Genomic DNA, 16,518 nt, shown 5'->3' on the forward strand with positions numbered 1-16,518 from the left:
AACAAAAATGTTAAAAACTTTGAGCTGGCTCGCACAAGTCTGACCTTTTTTAAGTTTTGTAATCAGGCTGCGCGTTCTTCAGGTAACGTTCTTCAAACACATCCGGCGGAACCGCGCGGGCAAACAAGAAACCTTGCGCCACGTCCACCCCTGCCTGCGCCAGCCAGTCGCGCTGCGCTTCGGTCTCCACGCCTTCCGCAATCATTTTCAGGTTAAGGCTGCGCGCCATCAGGATAATCGCCGTAACCATGCTGTCATCCTCCGGCAATCCCTCAACAAACATTTTGTCGATTTTTAGTATATCGACCGGCAGCGATTTCATGTGCTGAAGCTGACGCAACCCTGCGTATCCCATACCAAAGTCATCCAGCGCGATGCGTACGCCCGCGCTGCGCAGCGGGCGCAGGATGGCGACGGCGGCATGCGGGTCGTCGATACGTCGGCTTTCCGTCACTTCCAGAATCAATGTATCCGGCTGAATACGATAGCGGCTTAGCAGCTCCAGCAGATCCGACACCATATTCGGGTGCATGAGCTGCAATGCGGAAAGATTCACCGAGAGCGGCATCATCACGCCACGCTCCTGCCAGGCGGAAAGCTGGCGACAGGACTCTTCCAGCACCCAGTACCCGACCGTCACCATCAGACCGCAGGATTCGATACGGTCAATTAACCCTTCCGGGAGTTCCCAACTGCCATCCGGCTGCTGCACGCGTAATAATGCTTCTGCGCTCAGGACCTTACCGCTGGACATCTCCACCTGCGGTTGCAGCCAGATAGCGAACTGGTGGTTATCCAGCGCGTTGAGAATATCGCTCTCTTCCGTCAATCTCTGCTGCGCGGCTTCCATCTGCGCCGGGTCAAAGAACTGAATCTGATTTTTACCTTTGCGGCGGGCGGTAAAGGCGGCGGAGACGGCGCGACCATAAAGCGCCTCGGCCGTCAGGTCGCCGTAAAACATCGCCACCCCGATGCTGCAACTGGGGCGCAGCTGGATGCTTTCGATCGGCAGCCGTTCATTAATGACAGTGAGCACTTGCTGACCTAACGTAATCGCGTGCCACGGTTCTTTTACGCCGTGCGCGATGATGGCGAAATCAAAGCCGCTCACCTGCGTCAGCACCATTCGCGGCGCCAGCACCGATTTCAGTTTTTCCACCAGCGTAAGCAACAGGATTTCCCGCTGCGTCTCTTTGAGCACGCCTGCGGTATCGCGCAGCGTTTCACAGGTGACAATCATTAACGCCGTCGTCTGCTGACGCGTCACAACCTGTTCCAGAAGCCCCATCAGGAAAGCCTTGTTGGGAAGCTCGGAAACCGGAAAGCGCATCGCATGATCGTTTTGCTCAATGCTGTGACGCTGGGCAATCTGCTGATTCAGGTTGTAGCTACGCACCAGCATACCAATCTCATCGTCATGATGCAGACGCGGTAGCGCCAGCTGATGGCCTGTCAGCTCCTGCGGCGGGATATCGTTAAGCTCCCGGGCGATTTTGCGTAGAGGATGCACAATCAGGCGGTTCATACACCAGGTTATCGCCACCGTCAGCATCAGCGATAAAAGTAAGTAAATGGTCACTAACGTCGAGAGCGTGCTCATCACGAACTTATACATGCGGAACGAGTCCGCCTGGAGCACCAGATACGCCAGCGGCTGTGGGTTGGCTGGCCGCTCAAGGGAATAGACCGGCAGCGAGATCTGCACCGGCAGTTCAAACAGACGCGTCACCGTCACCGGGACGGAGCGCTCAGGAATAAAACTCATTCGTAGCGCCTGGAATTGGTTCGGCAGCACCACGTCGGCGCGGCTGACCACGCCCGCAGGCTGAATGCGCGCCAGGATGGTTTCCGCTTCAGGGATATCCGCTTTCAGGATTGCGGCAGACAGCGGTTCGCGGACAGAACGGGCGATACTTTCCAGTTGCGTAGCCGTGTTATAGCGGTTCTGCTGTACTAAATGAAACAGCAAAACGGTGCAAAAAATAAATACAAACACCAGGACAACGGCCGCAACCATTGCCATCTGCTTAATTGTTAACGAGCGGCTGACGCGCAAATTGACTCTCCATGACTATCCCCAGGCTGCCGCCAGAGTATACCCGATCGCGCAGACATAAAGAGAGGCCGTATCTGAAAAGGACTTTTCTGAATCATCAGTGCCGGATGGCGGCGTAACCGCCTTATCCGGCCTACGAAAGAGCGAGTTGTAGGCCTGATAAGACGCGAACGCGTCGCCATCAGGCGTTCGGCGCTTACCAGTCCGCGTACGGCACCAGCGGCTGCGGCGGTAAATCCATATCGCCCTGCCATCCCGCAGCGGAATAACGCACATACAGCAGGAAATGGCTCGGCGTATAATCCTTCGCTTCCTGAATATCAATTGCCGTTCCGAGGAACCAGTTAGACGTCACCCGTCGCTCGATCAGCGCCCGCGCCGTATAACCAAAGCCCTGACTGCTGCTGCCGCCATTCGTCTGCGTGGCCGCCTCTTCGCGGTAATCCGTCGGGATCAGATTCATCAGCGGATAACGCGGCATGGTTTTGGTGCGTGAATGCGACCAGGATACCGAACCGCCCAGCTCCCACGACCAGTTTTCCGTACGCTGCCGCCACATCACCGGCACGGCGAACGACACATACTCCTGCGGACTGTAATAACCGCCATGCCCCAGCGAATACCCGCTCAGGTCTTTGTCGTAGTGCCAGATCATATTGTTCAGGCCGACGGTGACGCGACGGTTATTCTCATTGATGATTTTATAGTAATAGCCCGTCATCCAGCGCATGCGCCAGTTATCCGCGACGTTCTTACCAGTCAGTTGATCGCCGCTCAGCGAAGCCCAGACGCCGTTGGCTTCACCTTTGTCATAGCTCAGACTCACACCGCCGCCGTCCGCACGCACGCCGCCCCATTTTGTGCCCGTGTTGCTCGGCGCGTCTTTCTGCCCGCCGAAGGCCAGCAGAGAGCTGGAGATTGGCCGACGGTGCGCGTTCAGCGTATAGCCCAGCGGCCCGATATCATTGCTGTAGCTCACGCCGCCAACCACATCGACAACGTTAAAGCCCATCGGCGTGGTCCCGATATCCCAGCTCCAGGTCTTGTTTTTCCAGCCGACCGCCACGCTCGTGCCGGTATCAGACTGGCTGCGGTTGCCGCTACAGTCATGCAGCGAACAGGTGCCCCAGTTCTTGTCCCAGGTGCCGTCCGCATGGGTCGAGAAACTGCCGACATCCACGTTCACCAGGTCAGCACGGAAGAACATCCGGCCATCTGACAACGGCGCGTCAACCTGGAACATGGTGGTATGCGCTTTCAGATCGGAGTAGCCGCCGGTGCCGCTCGATCCCCAGTAATCATGCTCCAGCGTGACGTTCAGATCCTGCTGTCGATATAAATCCGCCGCATCGCTGCGCACGCCGCGTTTTAACCAGTCATCTTTCGCGTCATTACGGGTCAGGCGAGTAAAGGTGTCATTATCCTGCGGGCGGGTCGGCGTAATGCCGGAAGCCACCATCGCGTCTTTGTACGTCTCAAGCGCCTGCTGCGGTTCGCCGTTTTGCGCCTGAAAACCCGCCGCGTCGCGCAGCACCATCGCAGTTTCCATAGAAGGCGGCTGTGACTTCGCCTGCGGCACAATCGTGTTGAAGGTCTGCTGCGCCGCGACGGTATCGCCCAGTTGCGCCTGGGCCCGCGCTATACGGCGCTGCATATTGATGGACAGCGGCTCCCCGGTCGCCGGGGCGGGAAGTTTCGCCAGTTCCGCCCGCGCCGCCGCGTTATCGCCCTGCGCAATATAGACTTCCGTCAGGCCAAGTCGGGCATCGACATTACCCGGCTCCCGCGCCAGAACCGCATCATAGGCGGCGCGCGCCGAAGAATAATCGCGCCGCTGCTGCGCCCAGTCGGCAAGGGTTAAATCAATGCGCGTAGAGGCGGGCTGTTGGCGAAGCAGCGTTTCCGCTTCCCGCTCTTTGCCGCTATCACGCAGGCGGCTGGCGGTTTCCAGCACCTGATTATTTTGCAGCCTGTCCGCCAGTTCCTGAATGTTGCTGTTCCACTGGCTACGCGGCAGATTATTGATATGCGCCATCGCCGCGCGATCCTGATCGTTGCCCGCGAGGTACAGCCCATAGGCATACACCTGATCCGGGTCGTTCGGTTTCTGACGCGCCAGCGCGCGCATTTGCGCATCGGCCTGGCTGCGCTGCCCGGCGTTCCACAGATCGCGGGACAAACGATACGTTACCCAGACGCTGCCGGGGTCCAGCGCCAGCCTGCGACGATGCAGTTCCGCCGCCTGCGCCCAGTTCCCCTGGTTTTCCAGCGCTTCGGCCTGCTGCGCCAGCCGGTCGTTTTCAAGGCTACGCTCAATATCATCAATACTTTGCCGCTGACGACTGGAGAGCGACGCGATAAACGCCGAGGCTTTCTCCGGGGACTGCTGACGATAGATATTCGCCAGGCCGCGCACGGCGTTGCTGTTGCCGCTGTCCATTCGCAGCGTCTGCTGATAGTAGCGCTCGGCGGCAGGATAATCTTTACGCGCCATCGCCACGTCGCCCAGCCCCAGCACGGCATAGCTGTCGGTATTGTCGATGCTCCTGGCCTGCCGGTAGAGGCGTTCCGCCTGGTCCGGGTTATTCGCTTTCAGCGCGGCGTCGCCCTGCTGAATCGCCAGCCAGTAGCGGTTTACCTTCAGCAGGCTTTCCCATTTGCCGCGACTGCTGCTGTTCGGGTCCATCGCAAGCGCTTTCTGGAACTGCGCCACCGCGCGGGCACGATCGCCGCGCTGCGAATAGGCCTGCCCCAGCGCGCCGACGGCTTCGCTGTCGCGGTGATCCGCGCTTACCGCCTGCTGCAATTCCGTTACGGCTTTGCCGCCCTGTCCGGCCTCCACCGCTGCCAGGCCTTGCGCTCTGGCTCTGAACGCCGGGTCGGAAAGCTGTTGCTGCTGTTCACTCAACTTGCTGCGCGCAGCATTGACGCTGTCGCCTTCGCTAAACACCGTCAGGTATTTTTGCAGCGCTTTTACGCTGGCGTCGCTGGCAGGCAGATCTTTAATCTGCTGATACCAGAGAGCGGAAGCCGTCGTGCGCCCGGCGCTGGATTTCGCCATCTGCTCTAATACGGCAAATCCCTCATCGCGTCGCCCGCCGTCAAACAGCAACTGCGCCAGCGTGTTTTGCAGGGCGGTATTGCCCGGCGTACTGGCGTTAATTCTTTTAAGCTGATTAATCGCCTCGTTACGTCTCGCGGGAGATTTTGCCACCGTCGTCCAGTATTCCACCGCCAGATCGCCTTGCGGCGGATGACCTTTAAACAGCGCGTCGTAAGCGGCAATCGCTTCTTCGGTATGACCGGTGGTCGCCTGTAAACGCGCCTCCTGCAAGGACTGGCGCCCTTCCGGCGTGGAAAGCATCATCGTCGTGCGGGAGGACTGATACGCGCTGGAACTCGGCGCGAGCTGGGAAAGTCTGTCGAGCTGTTTCTGCGCCCCGTCATTGTCGCCCTGGCGCAGCAGGTAGCGAAACCGGGCGGCGACCACTTCCGGGTTGTTCGGGTCGATCAGTTCCAGGCGATAAAGCGACTGGCGCACCAAATCCTCACGGTGCGAGGCTTCGCCTAACCGAACCTGTTGCAGCAACTGCTGTTGCGCGGAAGGCGCCGCCTCAGCGAACGGCATCCAGGCGATGCCGAGCGTCAGGCCGAGCACTGCCCGATGACGACGCTTTAGCGTCTTATCCGGCCTACAATCAGCGGCATCCCGTAGGCCGGATAAGGCGTTACCGCCACCCGGCAAAAGGAGATGGATGAGACTTAATTTGAACTTGCGCATTCCTGGCCCCAGTCAGGTAGTAATTCACCTTTAGCGGTGAAGCGAAAACGATGCTGATCCCATCCTTGTCCGAAAAGCGTTAGCACATAGCTATAGTAGGCATCGCTACCGGGAAAATTGTCCGCCACGCGCTGTCGCTGCACCGCCTGAGCATCACGGTTTTGCAGGAAAGGCAATAAAGAAGCCGAAAAGCCCACCGGCCCGTCGCCCTGGGCTTTACCACTGGCGACATCCACCTTCTCTGGCGGAACGCCGTTTTTTGTCGTCAGCGTCGCCATCGGTTTCAGGCGCGTCAGCAGCCGCGCTTTTTGCGGATCGCCGTCGTGCATCATCCCCGCCCATAAATAAACGCGGATGGCATCGTAACTGCTGACCAGCGTTTTTTCCGGTTTCAGCTGCCAGCCTTTGTCTTTTTCATAGCGCACCCAGTCCGGCGAGAACCCTTTCGGGGCGGTTTCCATCAGCAAACGCATATTGGTTTCACGCAGCGTGGTCCAGGGCGCGCCAAAGCGGGTAAAATATTGCGCCAGCTGCGGGGGTAAATAGCTCGGGTTAAAGCGCCAGCGCGTCTTTTCCGCAAAACCCACGTTCCCCGGCAGCAGCATTGAACCCAGCCCCGGCACCGTTACCACCTCTTCACGCGCAATGCGTTTTAGCAGCGCGGCGCCAGTGTCGGTATAGCGCGACGTTTTCCATAAGCGCCCGGCTTCCAGCAGCGACCAGGCCATCCAGATATCGCCGTCGGAAGCGGAGTTTGCATCCAGCACCGCCCAGGTCGAGGGGTCTTTCTGCCCCCACAACCAGGCAGGCAGATGCGCCTGTAAGGAACCCTGCGCCAGGTTGTTTTGCGTCCAGTCGAGGATCAGGTCAAATGCCGGCCGATCGTTGGCGGCGAGGGCAAAGAACAGCGCATAGCTTTGCCCTTCCGACGTCGTGATTTTGCGCGCGTCGCTGGGGTCAATCACCCGTCCTTCCTGACTGATATAGTCCTTTTTGAACTGTATCCATGCCGGCCACGTACAGGCCGCCTGTACGCTGACGGTCGCCAGCATCAGGGCAGTTAACATCCATCCACGCAGCGCGTTCATCATCGATTACTCGTTATCGGGATCGAGTCGACGACGGCTGATAATGCGCAGCAGACGCCACAGAACCCAGGCCAACAGCACGACGCTAACCGCCGCCAGTACCGCCAGCAGAGGTGATGGTGGATTTCGCATCCGGCGCGCGGTCGGCCTCATCCGGCATGATGCTCGGGAAGGTCGTCTGGCGCATCGGCGTGTTCACCCAGCTTTGCGTCGCCTGTACCAGCAGGTCGATGCGTTTGTCATCTTTCAGTGCGTCGGGGATTGTCCCGATCACCATAATATCCGCGTCTTTACCCTGAATCTGGCGGCTATCGTCGGTGATATTCAGGTTAATCGACGGGAAACCGGTCTGCGCGCCAATCGTTCCGGTCACATCCAGCAGCGTTTCCATCTGCGCTTCGTTCGGGTTTTTCGGCATCACGGCAATGGTTTCTGAAAGGTCAGCCATCCGGCTGAACGGGAAGCCCGCGTTGGCGAAGGCGCGCAGGTCCGGCATCGCGATAAAGTGATAATATTTCGAGAAATCAATGGTGGAGTCGTCGCCAATCACCACATGGTTTTGTACCGGCTGGAACGTCACGCAGTTATCCACCGAGCCGCCCGGCATCGGGTTCATGTACTGGAAGTCAAAGCGCAGCTGGTTCATCGCCCCCAGCTTCAGCGCCGGGATCGACACGTCCGTTTTACCGTCAATCAGCCCCTGCAAGACCGGCAAACGCAGCAGCAGGCGATTGCTTTCCTGGGTGCTGTTCAGGCTGAACGCTTGCAGGAACTGATCGTTCAGGCTGATATCCATACGCGAGCTGTCTTTGCTCGGCGGCGTGGTGTAACGGTAGTTGAGGTTCATATCAATACCGTTGCTGCGCAGCAGATAGAGATCCGGCGGCAGATTCAGCGACAGCGAAATCGCCGCAGGTTCCAGCCCGGTGGACTGGAGCTGCTCTTTATAGGTTTTCAGCTCGCCGAACGTCACCGCACGGTCAGTACGTACCCAGTTCGGCGCATCATAAGGTTTACGCGCCAGCAGAGGCTTCACCTCATCCACCACCACGCTGTCGCCACGGAACAGAATATTCCCTTGCGCAATGCCTTTCGCCGCCTGCAACAGATCGTTATCGTCGCGGCCAAAGACCACCAGCAGCTTCACATATGGGTTGTCCGGGTGGCTGATCATCTCAATCACCGGCGCTTTTACCGGCGGATGATCGCGCAGGAAATCAGGGCGCTTGTCGTTCGTGGCAAAGACGATGGCATTACGATCCGGCAGCGTGTTGTACATCACCGGGAAATGCTGGCCGCGCCAGCCTGCGCGCGAACCGAACCATGAAGAGACAATGGATGCCGCCTGCTGCTGCATCAGATCCGGCGAACCGGCAAAGACCACAGGCAGCGTAACCTGGCGGTTGTCCCGCGGATCAAAGAATGGCACCGGGAAGTGCGACAGATCGTTTTTCACCGGCAGGGTCTGGTACGTCAGATCCAGCACGCTGCTGCGGCCAACATCCAGCCAGAGCGTACTGCTGGCCGGGTTTTCGCAGACATCACGATAGTGCCCGACGAACTCCAGCCGCACGCGGTTAAAATCGGTGATAAAGAGCGGGTTGATCGGCATCTGGGCCAGCGTCTTTTTGCCCAGTTGCTCTTTCGTGACCGGCAACACGCCCATCAGCTCATCATTGAGGTAGACCTTCAGCTGCGACTGGATCGGCAGCAACGACGGCGACGGGGTGTATTCCAGGTTCAGCATCGCTTTCGACACCACCTCATCGCTGCGCATACCGAACTCAATGCTGCCATTCGGGTTCACACCACGCAGCACCATGCTGCCCGGCGGCGGCGCGATTTGCGCGAAGGTCAGCTTCACATCGCGGGAAGGCCCGTTTTGCGCCACCACGGGCGCATCGGCGCCCGGCACGCCCGGCATTACCTGGCCGACCGGCTGCTCCGGCGTTTCTGGCGCAGGCGCTGTCGGCGCTTGCGCTGGCTCAGCATTGATCAATGGTTGCGTTGCAGGCGTCGCATTCGTCATGAAAGTGGGGAAAGCGCTTATCCCCATAGCCACTGCATAAACCCAGGAAAGTTTTCTTTTCATCGCGTTATCATCATTGTTGAGCCATCACCTGATCCGGCTGCCGCTCCGGGCGACGCGGAATAAACGACACAATCCAGGAAACCAGCGTCGTCAGAGAACGGAAAATTACTTTGACGGAAGACGGAGCAAATTCCGCAAGATGGCGGTAGCCACGGAAGCCCAGCTTCAGAATATCCAGCAGGCTTTCCAGCGGTTTGTCTTCCGGGAAGCTGTCCTGCCAGAGCGCCCACGTATCCGCGCGGGCAAATGTGCACTGCACAAAGTCGATATGTTGTTTCGTGGTCATCGGCAGCAATTGCAGCCCGACCTCATTGCCCAGCACGCGCACGACCTGAGTAGGAAAGACGTACTCTTGCTGGCCGCGTTTAAGCAATAAATTAACCTTTTGCCCTTCCAGCACCTGCGCCTGCCCGTTGATCCGAATCCCCAGGCCGCCGTCGGAGAAGTCATGCACGGTGCATGAGAACAGGTGGCCATCTTCACGGGCAATGGCCGCCGGCATGGAGATTTCAACGCGGTGCGCCCGGCGTACCTGCTTACTTTCCACAGAGACCGCCACCGCGCCGCCCAGAATGATCAGGTTATAGAAAACCCACACCAGACTGACGATCACCGTAAGTATTTCGTTGGCGGGGCCGTAGTAGTAACGCCAGACGCCCACCACGACCCCCAGCAGGTTGAGCAGTACCAGGAAGATATAGGGCCGGGAAATCACCCAGTCGACATACTCTTCCTCTACCAGCCCGCCTTTCGCGGTAACGTTGAATTTCCCTTTATGCGGGTTGATCAGCGCCACCATCGTCGGCGGCGCGATATACCAGGCCAGCACCGTTTCGTAGATTTCACTCCAGAAGGAGTGGCGGTATTTCCCCTGAATCTTCGAGTTGGTGAGGCTGGCGTGAATCATGTGCGGCAACACAAACAGCGCAATCATCAGCGCGGGCGCATAGATGATATAGGCGTGCAGCAGCAGGAAAGCCAGCGGCGCCGTCAGGAAGATGAGCCGTGGAATACCCGATAAAAAGTGGAACATGGCGTTGACGTAACACAGACGCTGCGCCAGCTTTAAGCCTTTGCCGAACAGCGGGTTATCCAGACGGAAGATTTGCACCATGCCGCGCGCCCAGCGAATACGCTGCCCGATGTGTGCGGACAGGCTTTCCGTCGCCAGACCTGCCGCCTGTGGAATGCGCATATAGGCCGAGGTGTAGCCGCGACGGTGCAGGCGCAGCGAGGTATGCGCATCTTCGGTCACGGTCTCAACGGCAATGCCGCCAATCTCATCCAGCGGTTTACGGCGAATCACCGCGCACGATCCGCAGAAGAACGTCGCATCCCACATGTCGTTGCCATCCTGCACCAGCCCATAAAACAGCGTGCCTTCGTTCGGCGTTTTACGGAAACGACCGAGGTTGCGTTCAAACGGGTCCGGCGAGAAAAAGTGGTGCGGCGTCTGCATCATGGCGAGCTTTTTCTCTTTCAGGAACCAGCCCATCGTCATTTGCAGGAACGAGCGTGTCGGGACATGGTCGCAGTCAAAGATCGAGACAAACTCGCCTTTCGCGTATTTCAGCGCGTTATTGATGTTGCCGGCCTTGGCGTGTTCATGCGTGGTACGGGCGATGTACTGTACGCCAACGGTCTGGGCAAACTGGCGGAACTCTTCGCGCCCACCGTCGTCAAGAATCCAGATGCTCAGCTTGTCTTTCGGCCAGTCGATGCCCAACGAGGCGTAAACGGTGTTTTTCACCACGCTGAGGTCTTCGTTGTAAGTCGGAATAAAAATGTCCACCGTCGGCCACTGCGCCATCTCTTTCGGTAGCGGCACGGGCTGGCGGTTAAGCGGCCAGACGACCTGGAAATACCCCAGCACCAGGACAATCCAGGCGTAGGTTTCCGCAAACAGCAAAATCAGCCCGCAAACCAGGCTCAGCGGGTCATCCCAGTTTAACGTCGAGGTATAGCGCCACCAGATATAACGGCATGACACCGTCAGCGACAGCACGATCAGCATCAGGGCGGAGAAACGCCCCGGTATCCGCCGCACCAGTAGCGCGACGCCCCACAGCAGTATCAGGAAGATAAACTGCGACAGCGGGTTAAACGGCTGGGTAATACAGATGATCGCCAGAATCAGGGAAAAAGTGACGATGACGCCGAGGATAAAGCGGCGCACCCCGTTGCTAAGATGGCCTAGCTCTTTTTCGCTTTCCAGATGCGTGGTCTTTTTACTGACGCGGTCGGGCAGCGTGTCCATCCACTGATGATAGCGACCGCGCACGCCCAGCAGGCGGGAGAGCGACCGCCAGCGCGGTTCGACCTTCTTCTCTTTACGCGGCGAGAAGGCCATCAACCAGAGCGTTTGAATGGCATAGCGGGCCGGGTCCAGCGGACGCGGTCGGTTGGCGTTAATGTGCGGATAGAGCGCTTTATGCTGCGCGCGAATGCGCTGCCAGCGCGGATGCTCAAGCGGAATAAAAATCCACGCCAGAATCACCCACAGGCAGCCCAGCATCGCACTGAACGGCGACGCGCCATGACGGCGATACCCCTGATAGCGCTCGCTCAGGCGTGCGCCGACCGGCGGAATGAGAAGCCACCGGGTCAGGATGTTCATGATGCGCTCCCGGCAGGGGCGCGATTGCCCGCATAGTGCAGCAAACACCAGTTCGCCAGCGTCAGCACCTCTTCTGCCGCCAGCGAATCGCCACGGTACTCGCCCAGCGGCTGTTTCGAAGCCATACACTCCGCCATCGCTTCATCGCGATGGATCACCATCGGCAGCAAACGACGCTGGCTTTGCAGCCAGACCTGGTACAGATCGTCCTGCAACTGGCTGGCAATGCGTAAATCGTTAATCAGGATATGCGCGCCCGTGGGCAGCCCCTGTTGATGCAGCCGGATATGGCAATTGGTGTCCGCTTTTACCACCGCCAGCGTATGATCGCAGAGACTGACCAACTGTTGCGTCAGCGGTGAGACGCCGTGGGGAAGATCCAGCAAAATCCACGAATAGCGTCGGCTCTCTTTCAGTTCGCGCAGGCCAGCGCAAATAGCTCCCAGCTTTTCCGCCCATTCCTGAGGATTCTCCCGTTCTTCCACCGTAAGCTGTCCGAACGGCAGCAGATCGAGCTGGGTGGTATAACGCAGTCCGGCATCGCGCCAGTCTTTACCGTCCAGTAGCGCCCTGGCCCAGCCGTCGCGATGGGCAAAATCGACATTGAATGACATACGCAGCAGGTTATCGGGGCTGGCATCAACGACCAGCACATTTTCCCCGAGTATTTGCAGCGCCCAGGCGAGCGCCGAAGTGATTGATGTGGTGCCTACACCGCCGCGCACGCCCTGCAATCCCAGAATGGACATCCCTGACTCCCTTATGATGGTTGTTGCGCAAATTCAGCCAATAAAGGCCAACGTTTAATCGCCGCAGCCAGCTGTTCGCGTTGGGAAATATCGGTATAGTCTATTTCGGGCAAGGAGAAAGCCTGACTTAACGCCAGAAAATCATTTTGAAAGGTATAGCCCAATGCTGAATCAAACTGAGAGTCAGGTTCGTTGTTGTTATACATTCTGTATTGTGTCCCTTTTGAATATACTCACCATGCTTCAGACAATTTTTCTGGCAGCATCCCCCCCTCTTCACTGTTAATCTTCAATGCAGGGGATCGTTCATTTCTCGCCTTTCCGTTACGCAAACTGTAAGAGTAAAGAAAACACCATGACCGAGGTCGCAAGGCTTCCTGCCCGCCGAATTGATTCATATGCTAAATCTGATGTGTTTTAATTTCAATGTTAGGTTTATTTCTGAGCTTTCGCTAGTAAACTGATAAACAGATAAAATAGCGACAAGAGGGACGCTGTGGACCCCGTATTTTCTATCGGCATCTCATCATTATGGGATGAACTACGCCACATGCCTGCCGGCGGTGTCTGGTGGGTTGACGCTGATCGCAATGAAGATGCCATCAGCCTGGTGAATCAAACGATTGCCTCGCAGGCAGGGAACGCGAAAGTCGCGGTCATTTGTATGGGCAGCGATCCGGGTGAATTAATCAAATTAGATGAATCTCACGGCCCGGAAAAAATCCAGTTATTTTCAATGCCGGATTCTGAAAAGGGGTTATACTTCTTGCCCCGCGATTTGCTTTGTTCTGTTGATCCTACACATTACTTTTTCATTCTTCTTTGCGCGAATAACGCCTGGCAAAATATATCAGGGGAACGCCTTCATCAGTGGCTGGAAAAAATGAATAAATGGACCCGGTTCCATCACTGTTCGCTTCTGGTTATTAACCCTGGAAATAATAATGACAAACAGTTCTCCCTGTTGATGGGGGAGTATCGTTCGCTTTTCGGCCTTGCCAGCTTACGTTTTCAGGGCGACCAGCATCTGTTCGACATCGCGTTCTGGTGCAGCGAAAAAGGGGTCAGCGCCCGGCAACAACTGACGCTGCGCCATAAAGATGCGCACTGGGAGCTGGCCCACAAGGAAGAGGCGAACATCCAGCCGCGCAGCGACGAAAAACGCATCCTCAGCAATATCGCCGTTCTTGAAGGCGCTCCGCCGCTGTCGGAACACTGGGCGCTTTTTGATAATAACCAAACCTTGTTCAACGAAGCGCGAACTGCACAGGCGGCGACGATCATCTTCTCCCTGACGCAAAATAGCCAAATCGAACCCATGGCGCGAAATATCCATACGCTGCGCCGCCAGCGCGGAAGCGCGCTGAAAATTATCGTCCGCGAAAATCTCGCCAGTTTGCGAGCGACCGACGAGCGACTGCTGTTAGGCTGCGGCGCGAATATGGTTATTCCGTGGAATGCGCCGCTTTCCCGCTGCCTGACGCTGATTGAAAGCGTGCAGGGACAGCAATTCAGCCGCTACGTCCCGGAAGAGATCGCCACACTCCTGTCGATGACGCAGCCCATGAAGCTGCGCGGTTTCCAGACATGGGACGTCTTCTGCGAAGCCGTACATAACATGATGAGCAACACGCTGCTGCCCGCTGACGGGAAAGGCGTGATGGTCGCATTGCGCCCGGTGCCGGGTATCCGCATCGAGCAGGCGCTGACGCTCTGCCGCCCAAACCGTACCGGCGATATCATGACTATCGGCGGCAACCGGCTGGTGCTGTTTTTATCATTCTGTCGGGTCAACGATCTGGACACGGCGCTGAACCATATCTTCCCGCTGCCGACCGGCGATATCTTTTCCAACCGCATGGTCTGGTTCGAAGATAACCAAATCAGCGCTGAACTCGTGCAAATGCGCCTGCTGTCGCCTGAACTGTGGGGCACACCGCTGCCGCTGACCCAGGGGCCGAACCCTGTGCTCAATGCCGAGCATGACGGGCGGGTCTGGCGACGTATTCCCGAACCCTTACGACTGCTGGATGACAGCGTGGAGCGCCCACAATGATGAACGTCAACGATATCATCCAGATCATCGTCTTTTGCGCGCTGATCTTTTTTCCTCTGGGCTATCTGGCGCGCCATTCGCTTCGCCGCATCCGTAACACAGCCCGACTGTTATTCGCCAGACCCCGTTATGTAAAACCCGCCGGAACCTTGCGCCGTGCAACAAACGTCAAGGCAGACAAAAAATGACTCAGCATACTCAAACCTCATCCATGCCTTCACCTCTCTGGCAATACTGGCGCGGCCTTGCAGGCTGGAATTTCTACTTTCTGGTAAAGTTTGGCCTGCTCTGGGCGGGATATCTCAACTTCCATCCGTTGCAGAACCTGGTCTTCATGGCCTTTTTGTTAATGCCAGTCCCCAAACTCAGCCTGCACCGCCTGCGCCATTGGGTCGCTATCCCAATCGGCTTTGCGCTTTTCTGGCATGACACCTGGCTGCCTGGCCCACAAAGCATTATCAGTCAGGGCTCGCAGGTCGCGGGTTTTAGCGCGGACTATATGCTCGATCTGGTGACTCGCTTTATCAACTGGCAGATGATCGGCGCCGTGTTTGTGCTGCTCGTCGCCTGGCTGTTTTTATCGCAGTGGATTCGGGTCACTCTTTTTGTTGTCGCCATTATGATCTGGCTGAACGTGCTGACGCTGACAGGGCCAGTCTTTACGCTGTGGCCTGGCGGCCAGCCGACCGACACGGTGACGACCACCGGCGGCTCTGCGGCGGCGACGGTCGCAACGGCAGGAGACACCCCGGTGGTCGGCGATATCCCGGCGCAGACCGCGCCTCCGACCTCAGCCAATCTGAACGCGTGGCTGAACACCTTCTATAACGCGGAAGAAAAACGAAAAACGCCGTTCCCGACGGCGCTGCCGGCCGATGCGCAGCCGTTTGAACTGCTGGTGATCAACATCTGTTCCCTCTCGTGGTCTGATGTTGAAGCCGCAGGCCTGATGTCACATCCGTTATGGTCGCATTTCGATATTCTGTTTAAGCACTTTAACTCCGCCACCTCCTACAGCGGCCCGGCGGCGATCCGCCTGCTGCGCGCCAGCTGCGGCCAGTCGTCGCACACGAATCTGTATCAACCGGCAGGCAACGACTGCTACCTGTTTGATAACCTGTCGAAGCTGGGCTTCACGCAGCATTTGATGATGGGTCATAACGGCGAATTCGGCGGCTTCCTGAAAGAAGTGCGTGAGAATGGCGGTATGCAGACGGAGCTGATGGATCAAAAAGGGCTGCCCGTCACGCTGCTGGGCTTTGACGGTTCTCCGGTTTATGACGACACCGCCGTGCTCAACCGCTGGCTGGAAACCACCGAGAAAGATCAGAACTCGCGTAGCGCAACGTTCTATAACACGCTGCCGCTGCACGACGGAAACCACTTCCCTGGCGTCAGCAAAACGGCGGATTACAAAATTCGCGCGCAAAAGCTGTTCGATGAGCTGGACGCCTTCTTTACCGAACTGGAGAAATCAGGCCGTAAAGTGATGGTGGTGATGGTCCCGGAACACGGCGGCGCGCTCAAAGGCGACAGAATGCAGGTTTCCGGGCTACGCGACATCCCCAGCCCGTCGATCACCAACGTACCGGCAGCGGTGAAATTCTTCGGCATGAAAGCGCCTCATCAGGGCGCATCGATTGAGATTGACCAGCCGAGCAGCTACCTGGCGATTTCCGAACTGGTGGTGCGCGCCCTTGACGGCAAACTGTTTGTCGAAGACAACGTCAACTGGGATCAGCTCACCCGTGGGTTACCGCAGACCGCGCCGGTCGCTGAAAACGCCAACGCGGTGGTTATCCAGTATCAGGGTAAACCGTATGTGCGTCTGAACGGCGGCGACTGGGTGCCTTATCCGCAGTAAACGAAAAAGGCCTGATGGCGCTACGCTTATCAGGCCTACAGGTCAGGCACAATCTCCTGAAATTATGCCGATTTGTAGGCCGGATAAGACGCTTTCGTCGCCATCCGGCAAAACTCGCGCAAGCGCCGCAACACGCTGGAAAGATTCTTGCCAGCTGGCAACTTTTCTGACGACCCGTAAAAAACGAAACCCACTAACTCTTTGATATATAAAAA

Annotated in this window: 9 protein-coding genes and 1 pseudogene; 3 read left to right on the top strand and 7 right to left on the bottom strand. The window is 57.5% G+C overall.

Annotated elements, in window-relative coordinates; genetic code table 11:
• Positions 1-49: 49 nt before the first annotated feature.
• The 7 genes and pseudogenes from hmsP to bcsR all read right to left on the bottom strand — a co-directional run bounded on the left by hmsP (position 50) and on the right by bcsR (position 12,589).
• A complete protein-coding gene (hmsP, locus tag OGY62_RS03045; RefSeq protein WP_024131042.1) occupies positions 50-2,056 on the bottom strand; it encodes a biofilm formation regulator HmsP in 2,007 nt (668 codons plus the stop codon).
• A gap of 196 nt (positions 2,057-2,252) precedes the next feature.
• Entirely contained in the window at positions 2,253-5,837 is a 3,585-nt protein-coding gene (bcsC, locus tag OGY62_RS03050; RefSeq protein WP_286459050.1) for a cellulose synthase complex outer membrane protein BcsC, read from the bottom strand.
• Complete coding sequence (bcsZ, locus tag OGY62_RS03055) at positions 5,819-6,928, bottom strand: cellulose synthase complex periplasmic endoglucanase BcsZ (protein ID WP_080975444.1); 1,110 nt, start codon at positions 6,926-6,928, stop codon at positions 5,819-5,821. The genes bcsC and bcsZ overlap by 19 nt, the downstream gene beginning before the upstream one ends.
• Before the next feature lie 3 nt (positions 6,929-6,931).
• Positions 6,932-9,017 (bottom strand): annotated as a pseudogene (gene bcsB, locus OGY62_RS03060) (cellulose biosynthesis cyclic di-GMP-binding regulatory protein BcsB).
• 10 nt (positions 9,018-9,027) lie between these two features.
• Positions 9,028-11,634, bottom strand: a complete 2,607-nt coding sequence (gene bcsA / locus OGY62_RS03065; protein ID WP_104868057.1) for a UDP-forming cellulose synthase catalytic subunit — start codon at positions 11,632-11,634, stop codon at positions 9,028-9,030.
• Entirely contained in the window at positions 11,631-12,383 is a 753-nt protein-coding gene (gene bcsQ, locus OGY62_RS03070; RefSeq protein WP_230009620.1) for a cellulose biosynthesis protein BcsQ, read from the bottom strand. Before bcsQ ends, bcsA begins: the two co-directional genes overlap by 4 nt.
• An 11-nt stretch (positions 12,384-12,394) precedes the next feature.
• Positions 12,395-12,589 (bottom strand): cellulose biosynthesis protein BcsR, encoded by a 195-nt coding sequence (bcsR, locus tag OGY62_RS03075; RefSeq protein WP_012135663.1) that lies wholly within the window; start codon positions 12,587-12,589, stop codon positions 12,395-12,397.
• A gap of 290 nt (positions 12,590-12,879) precedes the next feature.
• On the opposite strand from bcsR, the gene bcsE reads away from it, so the two are divergent.
• Genes bcsE through bcsG form a run of 3 tightly spaced genes read left to right on the top strand, consistent with a single transcriptional unit; the run spans position 12,880 to position 16,303 of the window.
• Complete coding sequence (gene bcsE / locus OGY62_RS03080) at positions 12,880-14,439, top strand: cellulose biosynthesis c-di-GMP-binding protein BcsE (RefSeq protein WP_112001424.1); 1,560 nt, start codon at positions 12,880-12,882, stop codon at positions 14,437-14,439.
• Entirely contained in the window at positions 14,436-14,627 is a 192-nt protein-coding gene (gene bcsF / locus OGY62_RS03085) for a cellulose biosynthesis protein BcsF (RefSeq protein WP_012135666.1), read from the top strand. The genes bcsE and bcsF overlap by 4 nt, the downstream gene beginning before the upstream one ends.
• The gene (gene bcsG, locus OGY62_RS03090) at positions 14,624-16,303 is read left to right on the top strand and encodes a cellulose biosynthesis protein BcsG (RefSeq protein WP_114647204.1); all 1,680 of its coding nucleotides are present in this window, start codon (positions 14,624-14,626) and stop codon (positions 16,301-16,303) included. Before bcsF ends, bcsG begins: the two co-directional genes overlap by 4 nt.
• Positions 16,304-16,518: the final 215 nt, after the last annotated feature.

Source organism: Citrobacter sp. CK198, assembly GCF_030333295.1.
Taxonomy (GTDB): Bacteria; Pseudomonadota; Gammaproteobacteria; order Enterobacterales; family Enterobacteriaceae; genus Citrobacter_B; species Citrobacter_B koseri.

What these genes read in the sequence shown, in the direction of transcription:
- bcsC (WP_286459050.1), bottom strand. Translation starts at nt 5,837, where the DNA reads ATGCGCAAGTTCAAATTAAGTCTCATCCATCTCCTTTTGCCGGGTGGC.
- bcsQ (WP_230009620.1), bottom strand. Translation starts at nt 12,383, where the DNA reads ATGTCCATTCTGGGATTGCAGGGCGTGCGCGGCGGTGTAGGCACCACA.
- bcsF (WP_012135666.1), top strand. Translation starts at nt 14,436, where the DNA reads ATGATGAACGTCAACGATATCATCCAGATCATCGTCTTTTGCGCGCTG.
- bcsZ (WP_080975444.1), bottom strand. Translation starts at nt 6,928, where the DNA reads ATGATGAACGCGCTGCGTGGATGGATGTTAACTGCCCTGATGCTGGCG.
- bcsR (WP_012135663.1), bottom strand. Translation starts at nt 12,589, where the DNA reads ATGTATAACAACAACGAACCTGACTCTCAGTTTGATTCAGCATTGGGC.
- bcsA (WP_104868057.1), bottom strand. Translation starts at nt 11,634, where the DNA reads ATGAACATCCTGACCCGGTGGCTTCTCATTCCGCCGGTCGGCGCACGC.
- bcsG (WP_114647204.1), top strand. Translation starts at nt 14,624, where the DNA reads ATGACTCAGCATACTCAAACCTCATCCATGCCTTCACCTCTCTGGCAA.